Origin of the sequence: Synechococcus sp. CS-1333, from assembly GCF_025128015.1 — a bacterium.
GTDB lineage: Bacteria > Cyanobacteriota > Cyanobacteriia > PCC-6307 > Cyanobiaceae > MW101C3.
In genome coordinates this window covers 20,522-35,078 of sequence record NZ_JAHLYO010000009.1, presented here as the reverse complement: position 1 = coordinate 35,078, position 14,557 = coordinate 20,522, and the positions used below count along the sequence as shown (strand labels likewise).

Annotated in this window: 15 protein-coding genes; 3 read left to right on the top strand and 12 right to left on the bottom strand. The window is 69.0% G+C overall.

Annotated elements, in window-relative coordinates; translation table 11 throughout:
* Positions 1–102: 102 nt before the first annotated feature.
* The 6 genes from ppk1 to KQ303_RS02080 are packed head-to-tail and all read right to left on the bottom strand — an operon-like array spanning position 103 to position 8,182.
* Positions 103–2,247: a polyphosphate kinase 1 gene (gene ppk1 / locus KQ303_RS02105; protein ID WP_259728959.1), complete on the bottom strand. Its 2,145-nt coding sequence runs from the start codon at positions 2,245–2,247 to the stop codon at positions 103–105.
* Between the two features lie 52 nt (positions 2,248–2,299).
* Positions 2,300–3,547, bottom strand: coding sequence for an MFS transporter (locus KQ303_RS02100; RefSeq protein WP_255100421.1), 1,248 nt, complete (start codon positions 3,545–3,547; stop codon positions 2,300–2,302).
* Between the two features lie 43 nt (positions 3,548–3,590).
* Entirely contained in the window at positions 3,591–5,861 is a 2,271-nt protein-coding gene (locus KQ303_RS02095) for an FAD-dependent oxidoreductase (protein WP_259728958.1), read from the bottom strand.
* Positions 5,858–6,856 (bottom strand): arsenosugar biosynthesis radical SAM (seleno)protein ArsS, encoded by a 999-nt coding sequence (gene arsS, locus KQ303_RS02090; RefSeq protein ID WP_259728957.1) that lies wholly within the window; start codon positions 6,854–6,856, stop codon positions 5,858–5,860. Before arsS ends, KQ303_RS02095 begins: the two co-directional genes overlap by 4 nt.
* A 13-nt stretch (positions 6,857–6,869) precedes the next feature.
* A complete protein-coding gene (locus KQ303_RS02085; protein ID WP_259728956.1) occupies positions 6,870–7,589 on the bottom strand; it encodes an anti-sigma factor domain-containing protein in 720 nt (239 codons plus the stop codon).
* The gene (locus tag KQ303_RS02080) at positions 7,586–8,182 is read right to left on the bottom strand and encodes a sigma-70 family RNA polymerase sigma factor (protein ID WP_255141487.1); all 597 of its coding nucleotides are present in this window, start codon (positions 8,180–8,182) and stop codon (positions 7,586–7,588) included. The genes KQ303_RS02085 and KQ303_RS02080 overlap by 4 nt, the downstream gene beginning before the upstream one ends.
* A gap of 30 nt (positions 8,183–8,212) precedes the next feature.
* Here KQ303_RS02080 and KQ303_RS02075 point away from each other — a divergent pair, with 30 nt between their 5' ends.
* From KQ303_RS02075 to glp, 3 genes are read left to right on the top strand one after another with little or no spacing between them, the layout of a single operon-like run.
* A complete protein-coding gene (locus tag KQ303_RS02075; RefSeq protein WP_259728955.1) occupies positions 8,213–8,761 on the top strand; it encodes a DM13 domain-containing protein in 549 nt (182 codons plus the stop codon).
* Between the two features lie 27 nt (positions 8,762–8,788).
* Entirely contained in the window at positions 8,789–9,292 is a 504-nt protein-coding gene (gene moaC / locus KQ303_RS02070) for a cyclic pyranopterin monophosphate synthase MoaC (protein WP_259728954.1), read from the top strand.
* Between the two features lie 13 nt (positions 9,293–9,305).
* On the top strand, positions 9,306–10,577 hold the full coding sequence (glp, locus tag KQ303_RS02065; RefSeq protein ID WP_259728953.1) for a gephyrin-like molybdotransferase Glp: 1,272 nt from the start codon (positions 9,306–9,308) through the stop codon (positions 10,575–10,577).
* A gap of 9 nt (positions 10,578–10,586) precedes the next feature.
* Here the strand turns inward: glp and KQ303_RS02060 are convergent, their stop codons facing one another.
* The 6 genes from KQ303_RS02060 to KQ303_RS02035 form a co-directional block, all read right to left on the bottom strand.
* A complete protein-coding gene (locus tag KQ303_RS02060) occupies positions 10,587–11,060 on the bottom strand; it encodes a molybdenum cofactor biosynthesis protein MoaE (RefSeq protein WP_259728952.1) in 474 nt (157 codons plus the stop codon).
* 5 nt (positions 11,061–11,065) lie between these two features.
* Entirely contained in the window at positions 11,066–11,329 is a 264-nt protein-coding gene (locus tag KQ303_RS02055; protein ID WP_259728951.1) for a MoaD/ThiS family protein, read from the bottom strand.
* Positions 11,326–11,850, bottom strand: a complete 525-nt coding sequence (locus KQ303_RS02050) for a hypothetical protein (RefSeq protein WP_259728950.1) — start codon at positions 11,848–11,850, stop codon at positions 11,326–11,328. Before KQ303_RS02050 ends, KQ303_RS02055 begins: the two co-directional genes overlap by 4 nt.
* 95 nt (positions 11,851–11,945) lie before the next feature.
* Positions 11,946–12,608, bottom strand: coding sequence for a hypothetical protein (locus KQ303_RS02045; protein ID WP_259728949.1), 663 nt, complete (start codon positions 12,606–12,608; stop codon positions 11,946–11,948).
* A gap of 1 nt (position 12,609) precedes the next feature.
* The gene (locus tag KQ303_RS02040) at positions 12,610–13,212 is read right to left on the bottom strand and encodes a hypothetical protein (protein WP_259728948.1); all 603 of its coding nucleotides are present in this window, start codon (positions 13,210–13,212) and stop codon (positions 12,610–12,612) included.
* 2 nt (positions 13,213–13,214) lie between these two features.
* On the bottom strand, positions 13,215–14,381 hold the full coding sequence (locus KQ303_RS02035; protein ID WP_259728947.1) for a hypothetical protein: 1,167 nt from the start codon (positions 14,379–14,381) through the stop codon (positions 13,215–13,217).
* Positions 14,382–14,557 lie beyond the last annotated feature (176 nt).

The following is a 14,557-nucleotide window of genomic DNA, read 5'->3' as shown; positions in this document are numbered from 1 at the left end:
GCGTGCGGCGTGGCTGTTGTGGTGGCCTGCGTTTCGCCACGTTGAGTGTCGGCCGCCCGCCAGGGGCAGCGGCCACCGCTGTGCGCAGACCCTGATCCGGGCTCAGGCGTTTGCTGCGGGTTGCAGCGAAGTGCGCCAGCCGTTGATCAGATCCAGCTGGGCGCAATGCTCCTCCCCTTCCGCCTGCCGTTGGATGAAGGTGCCGTCGGGTTGCATGTCCCAGGCGGCGACATTGTCATTGAGATACGTATCGAGCAGCCGATCTAGCACTAGGTGCTGGGCCGGATCCTTGATCGGTGCCACCGCTTCCACCCGCCGATCCAGGTTGCGGGGCATCCAGTCGGCGCTGCCGAAATACATTTCCGGTTCGCCGCCATTGCCGAAGCGGAACAGGCGGGAGTGCTCCAGGAAGCGCCCGATCACGCTCACCACCTTGATGTTGTCGCTCACGCCGGGCACGCCCGGCCGCAGGCTGCACATGCCCCGGATCACCAGCTCAACAGTGACCCCGGCCTGGGAGGCCGCATAGAGCAGGGCGATGATCGGCGGATCCACCAGCGAATTCATTTTTGCCCGGATCGAGCCGCCGAGGCCGGCGCGGGCATGGTCGATCTCACGCTGGATCAGCCCCTCCATGCCCTTGCGCAGCGTGACCGGCGCCACCAGCAGGCGGCGGAAGCTCTGCTGCTTGGAGAAGCCGGTGAGGTAGTTGAACAACTCCACCAGATCTTTGCCCAGGTCCTCGTTCGCCGAGAGCAGGCCGATGTCGGTGTAGAGGCTGGAGGTTTTGGAGTTGTAGTTGCCGGTGCCGATGTGCACGTAGCTGCGCAACCGCTCCTTCTCCTTGCGCACCACCAGCATGATCTTGGTGTGGGTCTTGAGGCCGAGCACCCCGTACACCACATGCACGCCGGAGCGCTCCAGCTGGCGGGCCCACTGGATGTTGTTGTCCTCGTCGAAGCGAGCCTTCAGCTCCACCAGCGCCATCACCTGCTTGCCGTTCTCGGCCGCCCGGATCAGCGCCGAAATGATCGGTGAATTCTTGGAGGTGCGGTAGAGGGTCATCTTGATCGCCATGACCGAGGGGTCATCGGCGGCCTGGTTGATGAATTCCTCCACCGAGGTGGCGAACAGGTCGTAGGGGTGGTGCAGCAGCACGTCGTTGCGGCGCAGCACCGCGAAGATGCTCTGGAAGTCTTCGGCCTTGAGTGAGCCATCTTCCAGGCGGCTCTTCTGGGTGCGTGCCAGGGCCGCGTTGGTGCGGCCGATGTGCGGTTTGTCCTTGAGCTGGGGCAGGGGAATGGCCAGCAGGCTCATCAGGTCGTCGAGGCCCAGGGGGCCATTGATCCGGTAGAGGTCTTCCGGCTCCACATCGGTGGCTTCCACCAGCTGCTCCACCACCTCCTCGGGCATCTCATCGGCCACCTCCAGGCGCACCACCTCGCCGCCCCGCCGCCGCTTGCGCAAGCCTTCCTGCAGCGCCTCCATCAGATCGTCCGCCTCCAGATCCCGGAGTTCCAGGTCAGCGTCGCGGGTGATGCGGAAGAAGTAGTGCCCCTCGATCGTCATGCCGGGGAACAGCAGTTGCAGGTTGAAGGCCACCACCTGCTCGAGCGGCACGGCGCAATACACCACGTCCTTGGCGTTGCGGCCGCTGAGCTCGGTGGGGATTTCCACGAAGCGCGGCAGGTTCTTCTGCGGCACCTTCACCCGGGCGAACTGCTGCTGGCCAGTGTCCGGATCGCGGATCAACGCCGCCACGTTCAGGCTCAGGTTGCTCATGAACGGAAACGGGTGCGCCGGATCCACAGCCAGCGGGGTGAGCACCGGAAAGATCGCCGTCTTGAAGTAGTCGTCGGCCCACTGTTTCTGGGCCTTGTTGAGCCGCTGGTAGTCGAGCAGGTGCACGCCGTGCTCCGCCAGGCTGCGCTTCATGTGGCCGCGATAGTGCGCCTGCTGCTGCTCCAGCAGCGGCCGCAGCCGCTCATGAATCGCCTGCAGCTGCTGCTTCGGGGTGAGACCGTCGTCGCTGAGGGTGTCCACACCCGCCTCCAGCTGCGACTTCAGCGAGGCCACCCTCACCATGAAGAATTCATCGAGGTTGTTGCTGAAAATGGCGCTGAATTTCGCCTGTTCGAGCAACGGCGTGCGGGGATCGAGTGCCTGGGCCAGCACCCGGCTGTTGAAGGCGATCCAGCTCAGCTCCCGGTTGATGTAGAGCTCCGGGGCCACCACTGGTTCACGCATCACCCACTGCCCTCAGGACCTGTGCCGGCACCAAGGTAGCCAGCAACCTGCATCACTTCTGTACAGCGGTTGCTTGCCTTTGCGCCCCGGCTTGGGGTAACCCAAAGGCGATCAGCACCGCCACGCCTGCCAGCAGCACGATGCTCAACCAGAACGGGCTCTTTTCGCCGATCAGTTCATAGGCCACCCCCGCCAGCGGCGGGCCGATGAAGCTGCCCAGGCTCTGCAGGCCCTGCAGGCTGCCCAGGGCAGCGCCCTGGCCGCCGCTGTCGAGCCGCCGCGACACCAGGCTGCGCAGGCTGGGGGTGACCAGACCGGTTCCCGCCGCCAGCACCGCCACCGCGACGAACACCAGCGGCTGGGCGGTGGCGGGGGTGGCCAGCGGCACCAGCAGCGTGCCGGCGATCACCATTCCCAGCCCCGCCATCGTGAGCCGCCATTCGCCGAACCGCTTCACCAGCGGACCGATCAGGCCCCCCTGCACCAGCGTGGCCACCACGCCCACCACCAGGAAGGCCGCGGCCGACAGGCCCGGCCCCCAGCCGAACATCTCCTTGAAATAGAGCACCAGCACGGCGGTGAAGCCGTTGAACGCCAGGAAGAACAGGAAGAAGGCCAGGCACAGGCGCCGCACCTGCGGGTTGCTGAACACCTTGCCCAGCTGGCTGAGCGGGTTGAGTTCGCGCTTGCGCGGCAGCGCCTGGCGTGCTTCCGGCGGATGGGTTTCCGGCAGGGCGGTGAGCACCAGCACCAGGTTCACCGCCGCCACGGCCACGGCCACCAGCAACGGCAGGGTGAGGCTGATCTCCGCCAGCAGCCCCCCCAGGGCAGGGCCGAGCATGAAGCCCACGCCGAAGGCCACGCCGATCAGGCCGAACGCCTTGGCCCGCTTCTCCGGTGGGCTGATATCGGCCAGCACGGCACCGGCGGTGGCGGCCGTGCCGCCGCTCACGCCATCGATCAGCCGCGCCACGAACAGCAGCGGCAGCGGCCAGGCACTGCCCGCCGGCCAGGGCACCGCCAGCGTGAGCGCAAAGCCGCCCAGGCCGAGCACCGAGCCGGCCACACAGCCGGCGATCACGGGCCGCCGCCCGAAGCGGTCGCTGAGGGCGCCGATCAGAGGCGTGAACAGGAACTGGGCCAGGGCGTAACTGCCCGCCAGCAGCCCCAGCGTGCGGCCATCGCTGGTGAAGCTGGCCAGCAGAAAGGGCAGCAGCGGAAACACGATGCTTTCGCCCAGCCTGTCGTTCAGCAGGGTGAGAAAGACGCAGAAGCGGGTGGAAGGGCGCGGCCAACCCATGGCATCAACGCGCGGCAGTGCCCATACCTTCCCATGGGAGCCCTTAGCCGCGGCGCCAGCTGTGGAAGCGTTGCAGCAGCGCCAGGGTGCGCTGGGGGGCGTGGGCCCGTTTCCAGGCTCCGGCGGCGTACTTGCTGGCTTCCGAGAAGGTGGGGTAGGCGTGGATGGTGGAGAGGATGCGGCCGAGCCCGAGCCGCCAGCGCATCGCCAGCACGAATTCCGCCAGCAGTTCGCCGGCCTGCTCCGCCACGATCGTCACCCCCAGGATCCTGTCGCTGCCGGGCGGGGTGAGCACCTTCACGAAGCCGGTTTCGGCGCTTTCCACGATCGCCCGATCCAGCTCCTGCAGCGGAAAGCGGGTGATCTCCACCGCCACCCCCTGCCGGGCGGCCTCCGCTTCATTCAGCCCCACCCCGGCCACTTCCGGATCGGTGAAGGTGGTGCGCGGTATCACCCTCCCATCGACCTGAAAGCGGCGGAACGGGGCGAACAGGGCGTTGACACTGGCGTACCAGGCCTGGTGGGCGGCGGTGTGGGTGAACTGCCAGGGGCCGGCCACATCGCCGGCGGCGTAGATGTTGGGGAAGAGGGTCTGCAGTGCGCCGTTGGTGTCGATCGTGCGGCCAGTGGGAATGCCCAGCTCCTCCAAGCCGTAGCCGCTCAGCCGCGCCTGCCGGCCGATAGCGCAAAGCACCTCATCGCACAGCCGTTCGCTGTGCACGGGCGCCCCGGCAGGGCCGGTGCTGATCAGCACCACCTTGTGTTCGCCGTCAGGCTGCCCGCCGTCAGGTCCCTGTGGGCAGCCTGGGGCCGTCGGTGCCGCCGCCGCCGGCCTCCGCTCGAAGCCCCGCACCGTGCAGCCGGTGAGCACCTCCACCCCGTCGGCTTCCAGGGCCTGGAGCACCAGCGCGGCGGCGTCGGGGTCTTCGCGGCTGAGCAGCTGCGGGCCCCGCTGCAGCAGGGTGACCCGGGCGCCCAGGCGGGCCAGAGCCTGAGCCAGTTCACAACCCACCGGTCCGCCCCCCATCACCACGAGGCGCGGCGACGCCACTGGACAGTCGCGCAGGGCCTGCCAGAGGGTTTCGCTGGTGAGCAGACCCACCGCGTCGGCGCCCGGCAGATCCGGCAGCACCGGGCGGGCGCCGGTGGCCAGCACGATCGCGGGCGCCGTGAGCCGTTGCTCCTCGCTGCCGTCGGCCCGGTGGATCGCCACGGTCCAGGGGTCGATCAGGCGGCCATGGCCGCGCAGCACCTCCACCCCCAGCCCTTCGTAGCGTTCGGCGCTGTCGTGGGGGGCCACCGCCGCCACCTTGGCGAACACCCGCTCCAGCACCAGCGGCAGCGACACGCTGGGGTTGTGGGGGGTGAGGCCGTAACGATCCGCCCGGCGCATGCGTGCCGCCTGGCGGGCCGTGGCGATCAGGGCCTTGCTGGGTACGCAGCCGGTGTTGAGGCAGTCGCCGCCCATGCGATCGGCCTCGATCAGGGTCACCTTCGCCTTCACGGCGGCGGCGATGTAAGCCGTGACCAACCCCGCCGCGCCGGCGCCGATCACGATCAGGTTGCGATCGAAACGGGCCGGACGCCTCCAGGGGCGGTAGAGCCTCCAGCGCTCCCAGCCTGCCAGCCCCAGCCGCGCCAGCCAGGGGAAGGCCCCCAGCAGCACCAGCGACAGCAGCAGCGGCGGCGTGAGGATTCCCTCGAGGCCGCGCAGCTGCGCCAGCTGGGTGCCGGCATTCACGTAGACGAGGGTGCCGGCCAGCATGCCGATCTGGCTGGCGAGGTAAAAGGTGCGGACGGGCAGCGGCGTGAGCCCCATCACCAGGTTCACCAGCACAAAGGGAACCACGGGCACCAGCCGCAGGCTGAGCAGGTAGAGCACCCCGTCGCGGCGCAGGCCCGCCTCGATCGGCGCCAGCCGCGCGCCGAAACGCTGCTGCACCGGCTGGCGCAGCAGGGTGCGGGCCAGCAGGAAGGCGATCGTGGCGCCGGCGCTGGAGGCGAACGACACCAGCAGGGTGCCGAGCCCCAGCCCGAACACCGCCCCTCCGGCCAGGGTCAGCACGGCGGCCCCCGGCAGGGAGAGCCCGGTGATCAGCACATAGGCGAGGACATAGAGGACGGCGCTGCTGATGGGGGCCCGCTGACGCCAGGCCAGCAGGCCGGCGTGGGCCTCGCGCAGGGCGTCGAGGCTGAGCAGCCGGGGCAGGTCGAACAGGAAGAACAGCGCCACCAGCCCTGCCAGCGCCAGCATCAGCAGCCAGCGCCCGGAGGTGCTGCGGCCGGGACCGCCCTGGCCGGCAGTCCGCGTCAAGCCGCCAGCGCCCCGCCGCAGCTGGAGCCGCTGCCGGCGGTGCAGCCGAAGCAGTGGTCGGCCACCTGGATCGGGTCGCCGCTGGGGTCACGCCGCAGCAGATCACGCAGGTGGGGGCGACCGGCAGGATCCGCCGCGGCGGCAGGACCACCCGCGAGCGTCAGGCCCAGCTGCTGGTTGAAATCACAGTCGTAGAGGTGGCCCTGCCAGTCGACGCTGATCAACTGGCGGCACATCACTTGCTCCAGGTTGGCGTCGCGGTGGCTGCGGCGCAGCAGCTCCAGGTAGCCCTCCAGCTGCCCCTGGGCGCTCAGCACCGCCGCGAACCGCTGCACCGGCATGTTCGCCAGGGCATAGAGGCGGTTGAACACCACGCCGTGGTCGGCCGCCAGCACGCGCCGGTAGTCGGCCTCCAGCGGCTCCTGCTCCGGCGGCAGCACCGGTCCCTGAGGGTTGAACACCAGGTTCAGCTCCAGGCCCGTGCCCGGCTGGCCGTAGCCGAGGGCATTGAGCTGGCGCAGGCCGTCGATGCTGCGCCGGAACACGCCGGAGCCCCGCTGGCGCTCCACGTTGTCCTGCAGGTAGCAAGGCAGCGAAGCCACCACCGTGACCCCCTCTGCGGCCAGAAAGGCGGCCAGATCCTCCTGGCCCGGCTCCTGCAGGATCGTCAGGTTGCAGCGGTCGATCACCTCCACCCCCAGGGCAAGGGCGCGGCGCACCAGGTCCCGGAACTGGGGGTGCAGCTCCGGTGCGCCGCCGGTGAGATCGAGGCAACGCACGGCGCGGGCCGCCAGCACCGGCGGGATCAGCGCCAGGGTGTCCACCGTCATGCTTTCGGTGCGGCTGGGCCCGGCGTTCACATGGCAGTGCACGCAGGCCTGGTTGCAGCGGTAGGTGAGGTTCACCTGCAGGGTGTCGAGCCCCTGGCGGTGCAGCGCCGGGAAGGCGGTGGCGGCCAGGGCGGGCTGGATGGGGCTGGGGGACGGGGCGGACATCGCGCGGCTGGGGTCAGATCGTGTCGCCGAGCACCTGACGGCCTGCGGGCCTGGCGCCGTGGCCACCGAGCGGCTCGACGCTGACCGACACGCTGCTGGCCTGGCTGGTGGGGGAGGTGGGAATGGGCATCGCCACATGGCCCCTGGCGTCGGGCACGAAGGGCACACAGCCCACCAGGCGGCCGTTCACCTTGGCCCACAGCCGGTAGGTGTGATCAGGCGGCGGCGGCGGCAACCCGTCCACCAGCAGCATGTTGTGGCTGGGGTTGCCGGTGACGATCACCGTGCCGCTGGCGGCCCCCGCGCCCGCCATGGCCCGCAGCGGCATCTGCCGGCTGACCGCGCTGAGCGGCGCACCATTGGCTAGTTGCTGCTGCAGCTGGGCCAGTTGGGTCTGGGTGCGGTGCAGCTGCACGCCCACCGCCAGCAGACCGAGGCCGAGCGCGGCGGCGATCAGGCCGGGCAGACGTGGCGTGGCCGGGCGCGCCAGCAGCCGCTGCCGCAGGGCAGCTGGCGGCGTGCTGGTGGCGGGCAGGGCCAGGGGCAGCAGCTCCAGGGTGGTGCTGAATTCATCGAGCCGCTGGCGCAGGGCAGGTTGCTGGCGCAGGAGTTTGGCCAGCTGGACGCGCTCCGCTTCGTCGAGGTCGCCGAGCGCGTGGCCGGCCAGCAGGGCCTCCACGTCGAGTGGTTCGCCTGCAGCGTCGTGGTGGCTGAGCGGGTGGTCGCTGCTCATGGCTGGGGGTGGAAATCGATCAGCAGCGTCCGCAGGCGGATCAGCCCCTGCCGGGCGCGGGTTTTCACGGTGCCGAGCGGCAACTGCAGCCGTTCGGCGATCGCCGACTGGCTCAGGCCCTCGTAATAGGCCATCTCCAGTACCTGGCGCTGGTTGGCGGGGATCGTCTCCAGGGCGGAGCGCACCCGCCCGGCCAGGTCGTCGGCTTCGGCGCAGTCCTGCGGGTTGCGCACGGCGGCCGGGAACAGCTGGGACGACCAGCGTTGCACCAGTTGCCAGCGGTTCTGGCGCTGCTGGATGCGGTTGAACGCCATCGAACGGGTCATCAGCAGCAAGTAGGCCAGCACCGGGCCCCGCTTCGGGTCATAGCGGCCCTGCTGCCAGTAGCGCACGAACACGTCGTGGCAGAGGTCTTCGGCTTCCTGCGGGGAGCGGCACAGGCGCAGCGCCAGCCGGTAGACCGGCGCGCCGCAGCTGTCGTAAAGGGCGGCCAGATCCTGGTGCTGCCCGCTGCCGGCAGGCAGGGGTGGTGTGGCGGCGGCCTCCGCTTCGGAGCGGCTCACGGGCACGGTGAGGGTGGATCGGAACGGCATGGTGGGGATACCGCTGACTTCCCGGATCGGATGGGGCGGGGCCAGCGGCGTTGGCCAGCGGCGGCCGGCAAACCGCCGCTGCCGGTCACCGGTATCCCCTCCGCACCCTTTGGCCTCGAACGTTCCGTGATCACGTTTTCCCTTTCCAGCGTCAGCCGCGCTGCCGCGGCGCTGGTGCTCAGCGGCTCCACCATGCTGGCGGCGCAGGCCATGGAGCCCCAGCAGCAACGGGGCACCTTCATCAAGGCCGAAGCACCGGTGAGCGGCGGCTTCGTGATCAAGAACGAGGGTGGCAAGCGGCTGCTGATGCTCAGCAGGGACTTCAAGACCAACGACATGGCCCCCGACCTCAAGGTGGCCTTCAGCCCTTCGGCCACCCCCCTGGCCGGCAGCAAGCCGCCTGCCTACCCGCTCAAGCCCGGCAGCTACACGGTGCTGGCGCCGCTCAAGGCCAGCAAGGGCGGCCAGACCTACGTGATCCCCGCCTCGATCGATCTGAGCAAGCAGAAGTCGGTGCTGATCTGGTGCCGCCAGTTCAACGCCACCATGGCCTGGGCACCGATCCAGCCCGCGAAATAGGCGCCCGGAGGCGCCATGATCGGCGCCATGGATGCGGCCCCGACCCAGCTCAGCCACCTCAACGCCAGCGGTGAGGTGCACATGGTGGAGGTGGGCGACCGTCCCGCCAGCGATCGCCGCGCCGTGGCCGAGGGCTTCATCGCCATGGATCCGGCGGTGCTGGCGCTGGTGCTCGAAGGTCGCGCCGCCAAGGGGGATGTGCTGGCGGTGGCGCGGGTGGCGGCGATCCAGGGCGCCAAGCGCACCTGGGAGCTGATCCCGCTCTGCCACCCGATCGCACTCACCGGCCTGGAGGTGCGCATCGAGCCCAGCGCCGATGGCCGCGGCCTGCGCGTCGAGGCCGCCGCCCGCACCACCGGCCCCACCGGCGTGGAGATGGAGGCGCTCACTGCCGTGCAGGTGGGCCTGCTCACCCTTTACGACATGGTCAAATCCGCTGATCCGGCCATGACCATAGGCCCGGTGCGGCTGTTGAGCAAGACGGGGGGACGCCACGGCGCCTGGTGCCATCCCGACGCCGTGCCCTCCTGAGCCGTCACCCCCGATGAGCAGCAGCGCGGCCCCGCTTGAGCCCTACCCCCGCGAAGGCCTGCCGTTGGAGGAGGCCCGCCGCCAGGTGCTGGCCGCGCTCACGCCCCTGGCCGGCAGCGAGACGCTGCCGCTGGCGCAGGCTCTGGGCCGGGTGAGTGCGGTGCCGGTGCTGGCGGCTGAAGCGGTGCCGGGCTTCCGCGCCTCGATCATGGATGGCTACGCCCTGGCCGCGGCCAGTGTCCCGCAGGTGGGACACTCCTGGCGCCTGGTGGGACGCTCGGCGCCGGGCGCCCCCTACGCCGCGCCGCTGCTGGAGGGGGAAGCGATCCGCATCCTCACGGGTGCGCCGCTGCCGGAGGGGGCCAGCCGGGTGCTGCCCCAGGAGCTGGTGGAGGCCGATGGCGAGCGCCTGAGCCTGGTGCGAGAGGCGGGCCCCAACCCCTGGATCCGCGCCGCCACCGAAGAGGCCGCACCCGGCCAGGAACTGCTGGCCGCCGGGGTGCGGCTGGGCCCCGCTGATCTGGGCCGGCTGGCCAGCTGCGGTGTGGCGACCCTGGCGCTGCGGCGCCGGCCCCGGCTGGGGCTGCTGATCAGCGGTGATGAGCTGGTGCCGGCCGGCAGCCCGCGCGCGCCGGGTCAGATCTGGGAGAGCAACGGCACCCTGCTGGCGGCACTGCTGGCGCGCCTGGGGGTGGAGGTGGCCGAGCAGCGGGTGGTGGCCGATGCTCCCGAGCGCCTGCGCGCCGTCCTGCTGGAGCTGGCCGCCAGCTGCGATGTGGTGGTGAGCACCGGGGGCGTGTCGGCGGGCGACAGCGACTGGATCCGGCCGCTGCTGGCGGAGCTGGGGCAGGTGAGCTTCTGGAAGCTGTTTCTCAAGCCCGGCCGCCCGTTCGCCTTCGGGCAGCTGCAGCGGCTCGGCGCAGACGGCACCGTGCCGTTGTTCGGGCTGCCCGGCAATCCGGTGGCCGCGGCGATCACCGCCCTGCAGCTGCTGGTGCCGGCGTTGCAGGTGCTGGAGGGGGCGCCGGTGCAGCCGTTGCCGCGCCTGAAGGTGCGGCTGGCCGCGGAGCTCAAGCGTGGAGCCGGCCGCCCCGAGCTGGCCCGCGCCCGGCTGCAGGTGGGCCCGGAGGGGGAGCTGCTGGCGCTGGTGGAGGGCAGCCAGGCCTCCTCCCGCATCGGTTCGCTCCAGGGCGCCGACCTGCTGCTGGAGATCCCGGCCGAGCTGGGCACGCTGGCGGCCGGCAGCGTGCTTTGGGCCCAGCTGCTGCGCCTGCCGATCTTCTGAGCGCCTATCTCAGTAGGCCGTGTTGCCGGACACCCAGGTGCCCACGCCGCCGCTCCACTCCCGCTTCCAGAAGGGGGCCTCGTGCTTGAGCGCTTCGAGCAGCTCCTGGCCGCCGCGCTGGGCCGGGCCGCGGCGGTCGGCGCTCACTGCCACCAGCACGATCGTGTCCCCTGGCAGCACCCGCCCCACGCGGTGATCCACACGCACCGCCCGCAGGCCATGGCGCTGGGCGCAGTCGGCGGCGAGGCGGGCGATCTGCGCTTCCGTCATGCCGGGGTAGTGCTCCAGCTCCAGGGCCTCCAGCGGCGCCCCTGCCGCCGTGATGCCCCGCACCCGGCCGATGAAATGGGCTTCGGCAGCAGCGGGCTCGGCGCCGCCGGCCGCCAGGCTCTGCTGCCAGGCGGCGAGCGTGACGAGTGGATCGAAGGGTTCCGGGTGCAGCTGCAGCTGCAGGGCGCCGGTGTCGGGGAGCGGATCAGCCACCGGCTTCAGCCCCCACTGATCGGTGGCAGGAAGGCCACCTCGGCGCCGGGCGCGAGCGGCTGGTGAACCCCGGCGAACACCTGGTTCACGGCCACCCGCACCTGGGCCGGCAGCGTCTCTCCCAGCCCCAGCTGCTGCCACAGACTCGCCGGGGTGGGGGCCGGAGCGCCGGCGGGCAGCTCCACACGGCGCTCCGCCCAGCCGGCCTGCTCCCGGAGCGCGGCGAACAGCCGCACGGTGATCACGGTGGAGTTCACGCTGGCGGTCACGGCCGTGTGGTCACCAGCACCCGGTGGCGATGGTCGGAGGCAACGCGACGCAGCCCCACGAAACCGGCCTCGCTGAGTGCCGGCGGCAGGTCGAGGCGGAAGCAGTCCTCCAGGTAGGGCTCGGTGCTCTTGAGCAGGGTCGCCAGCGGCGGCGGCATGGAGCGGATGGCCTCGGCGAGCCCGCTCACCCGCACGTCGCCATGCCCGTGCCGCTCCAGCCAGTCGGCGAGCCAGCAGAGGTTGCCCTCCTGGTAGGCGTGGAAAAGGGCGCGGTAGTAGGCGGGAATCTGCGTGGCCGGGTTGGTGCAGGCCTCCTGCAGCGGCTCCGCCTGGCGGCGCAACTCCTCCCGGCGCTGCCGCCAGGGGATGCCCCGGGTTTCGGCGGTGCGGATCATCATGCGCCGCGCCTGCAGAAACAGCAGCTGCCGCAGCGGTTCCACCGCCAGCACCGCAGCAATCAGCCGCCCCAGCGCCGTGCGGTCATCGACCCAGTTGGGGGGAGTGCTGGCGCCGGAGGTCATCGTTGCGCTGAACTCACAAGGCAGGACGGCCATCCTGCCGCTCCCGGTGGTGTGTTGATGCCGTTGTGGCGGCGCGCCGGATCGAGCCGCGTGGATCAGCCGGAGATGCGAAGCACCCGTTCGAGCAGATTCTGCTGCAGACGCAGCTGGGTGCGTAGTTCACCGATTTCGGCGTTCTGCTGGATTCTCTGGCGGCTGAGTTCACGCTCCAGCGTTTCAATCCGACGCAGCAGCATCAGTTGCTCCTCCTGCTCGGGAAAAGGGCGATCGCGGGGCACCATTTCACCTGGCCGGATGAGGGTCCACTTCCTTCCTCTCACCACAGGCTTGAAGACAGGCAACGACTGCAGCACCAGATCTTCATTGCTGTCGGTGCCCCGCGGCGTGCGGAACAGCTGCTGGAACGTTTCACTCCCCCACACCCAGGAGGGGGGATCTGTGCAGACCCAGACCACGGCATCCCCACTTATCAGTTCACAGAGCTGGAAGGTCGATCCGGTTTCGGCGGTGGTGAGGAGCAATCCGTGTGGATCGGTGCGGGTGAGCTCGGCAGGTGCTTGATACGCGCCAATGGCCTGGGGCGAGCGGCGCAGCAGCCGGGTCAGCAGGAGTTCGTCGACAGGCCAGAGATGGCGGGAGGGCAACGGCTGGCCTTCGTGATCCCGCGGCAGTGGCGGCTGTGCTTGCTGTGACAGAAGCTGTTCGACGTGTTGCTCAAGATGCAGAAGGCGCTCCAGCGGTGAAGGAAGGGTGCTCATCTCAACCCTCCTGCTGCCGGGTGAAGCGAAGCTCGATACGGCGCCGATCGGCACGATCGGTTGTGTCGGCCGGGGCGTAGGCGCCATCATTGGCGATCAGGCTGCCGGCGGAATAAGGACGGATCGTCAACCCGATCTTGCCTTCTGGATCGAGCCGGCTTTTGAGGTGATTGGCCACTGCCAGGGCGCGCAGTAGGCCGAGGTCGGCATTGGATCCCGCCCTGTAGCCGCTGAGGGTGGCGGAGCGGTTGGCCTTGGGCATCAGCAGATCAAGGTTGCTGGTACCTGGTGAGGGCTGGCCGTCAGTGTGTCCGATCACTTCCACACTGTCGATCCGGTATTTCTGGATTGTTTCAAGAATTTCAGGTACGCGTCTGTCCAAGGCCTTGATGAACTCCGGGCTCAGCACATAACTGCCGGTGGGGAAGCGAAAGGATTCGCGCTCCGTGAGCCGCACCAGTGGTGGCTTCTCGTTATCCGAGCGTGCAAGGGCCGAGATCGCAATGGTGAGCACCAGAATCAGAAGGCTGCTGCTGAGCAAATCGGTATAGCCAGTCCAGTAGTTCGTGTCATCTTCACTGGTGCGGCGAGCCTTACGGGCCATGGTCAGCGGCCCCCTTCAGCTCTGTTGTCGTTATGTGGCTCCAGTGCGCTGATACTGGCCACGCGGGTTTGCAAGTGATAGAGCTGCTGTAGCAGATCCTGGGAGATGGCCTTGGCAGAGAGCATTGGCTCACCCAGCTGAGACAGTGCGGCCTGCTGGCGTTGGATGGCGCTAGCCAAATCACCCTGTAGCTGTTGGCCCAACTGTTCAATCTTCAGGCGAGCCATTTGACTGCGCTCAGCCAGCACCTCATCACTTTCCATCTTGGCCTGCTGCACCGAAGTCACGAAGGCTGTGGTGAGGCCATCAAGGCGTTCAACATTGCGGTTCCAGTTGGTGAGGGCTGTTTCCAGCGCGGAAGCGAAGACCTGGCAACTCTCAGCAACGGATCCATCGATTGTGAGCCGGCTCTGCACAGCTTCGGCGATCTCGATGGCGAGTTTGCGGTCACGCATCACCTCCAGGCGGGTTTCGCGCAGTTGTTTTGCAGCTTCTTTCGTTGCTTGCGTGCCCACGTCCAAGCTGGTGCCGACCTGTTGCAGGGTTTTGATTTCGTTGTGGATCTCCTGGCTGGCCCTGCGGCAGGTTTCCAGTTCCCGCTCGGCGATTTTGGCTAGCAGTTGCCATTCATTCTGCGTGCTTAAAAGGCCATCGCGCACATCCACCAAGCGGGCGCTCAGCCCATCGCTGCTTGTCGTGAGCTGCTCACTGGAGTCGCGCAGGCTCTGCACGGCGTGTTGCAGGGTTGTGGCGAAGTCACTGTCGCGGAAGGCATGGGCAGCCTGAACGAAGTCTTGTCCGCTTTCATTGAAGGCATTGGCCACCGTGCCGAGTTGACGCACCGCGATCTGCGCTTCAGCCGCGAGGGTTGCATTCACATCAAAGATCTGGTTGAGCTTGGCGGCGAAGGCCTCGCCCATGGCCGTTTGCACAGCGGTGGAAATGGCTGAGGGCAGGTTATGGGTGGAAGCATTCAGATCTTGAATGGATTGGCGTAGGGGGGTGATCACCTGGTTGCCGAGTTCCAGGGGGAGCACCGTTTCCAGCCAGCTGCTCAAAAGGGCTTCGCAGCGCTCCAGGCAGCTCCTGGTGCCGGTCACCTGGGTCCAGATCAGAACCACGAGGCTGAGAAACAAGCCCAGCAGACTTGTCTCGAATGCCGTGCCCATCGGCGCCACAATGGCGGACAGTGCCGAGATGGTGTCTGCCGTGCTGGCGTTCTTCTCGAGTGCTCCGCTGATCTCACTGAGGCCAGCCGTGAGGCCCGCGAAGGTGCCCAGCAGCCCCAGGGAGATGAGGATGCCCGGCGCCTGCCGCAGCCAGCTCTGGGCGGCGGCGGCTGTGA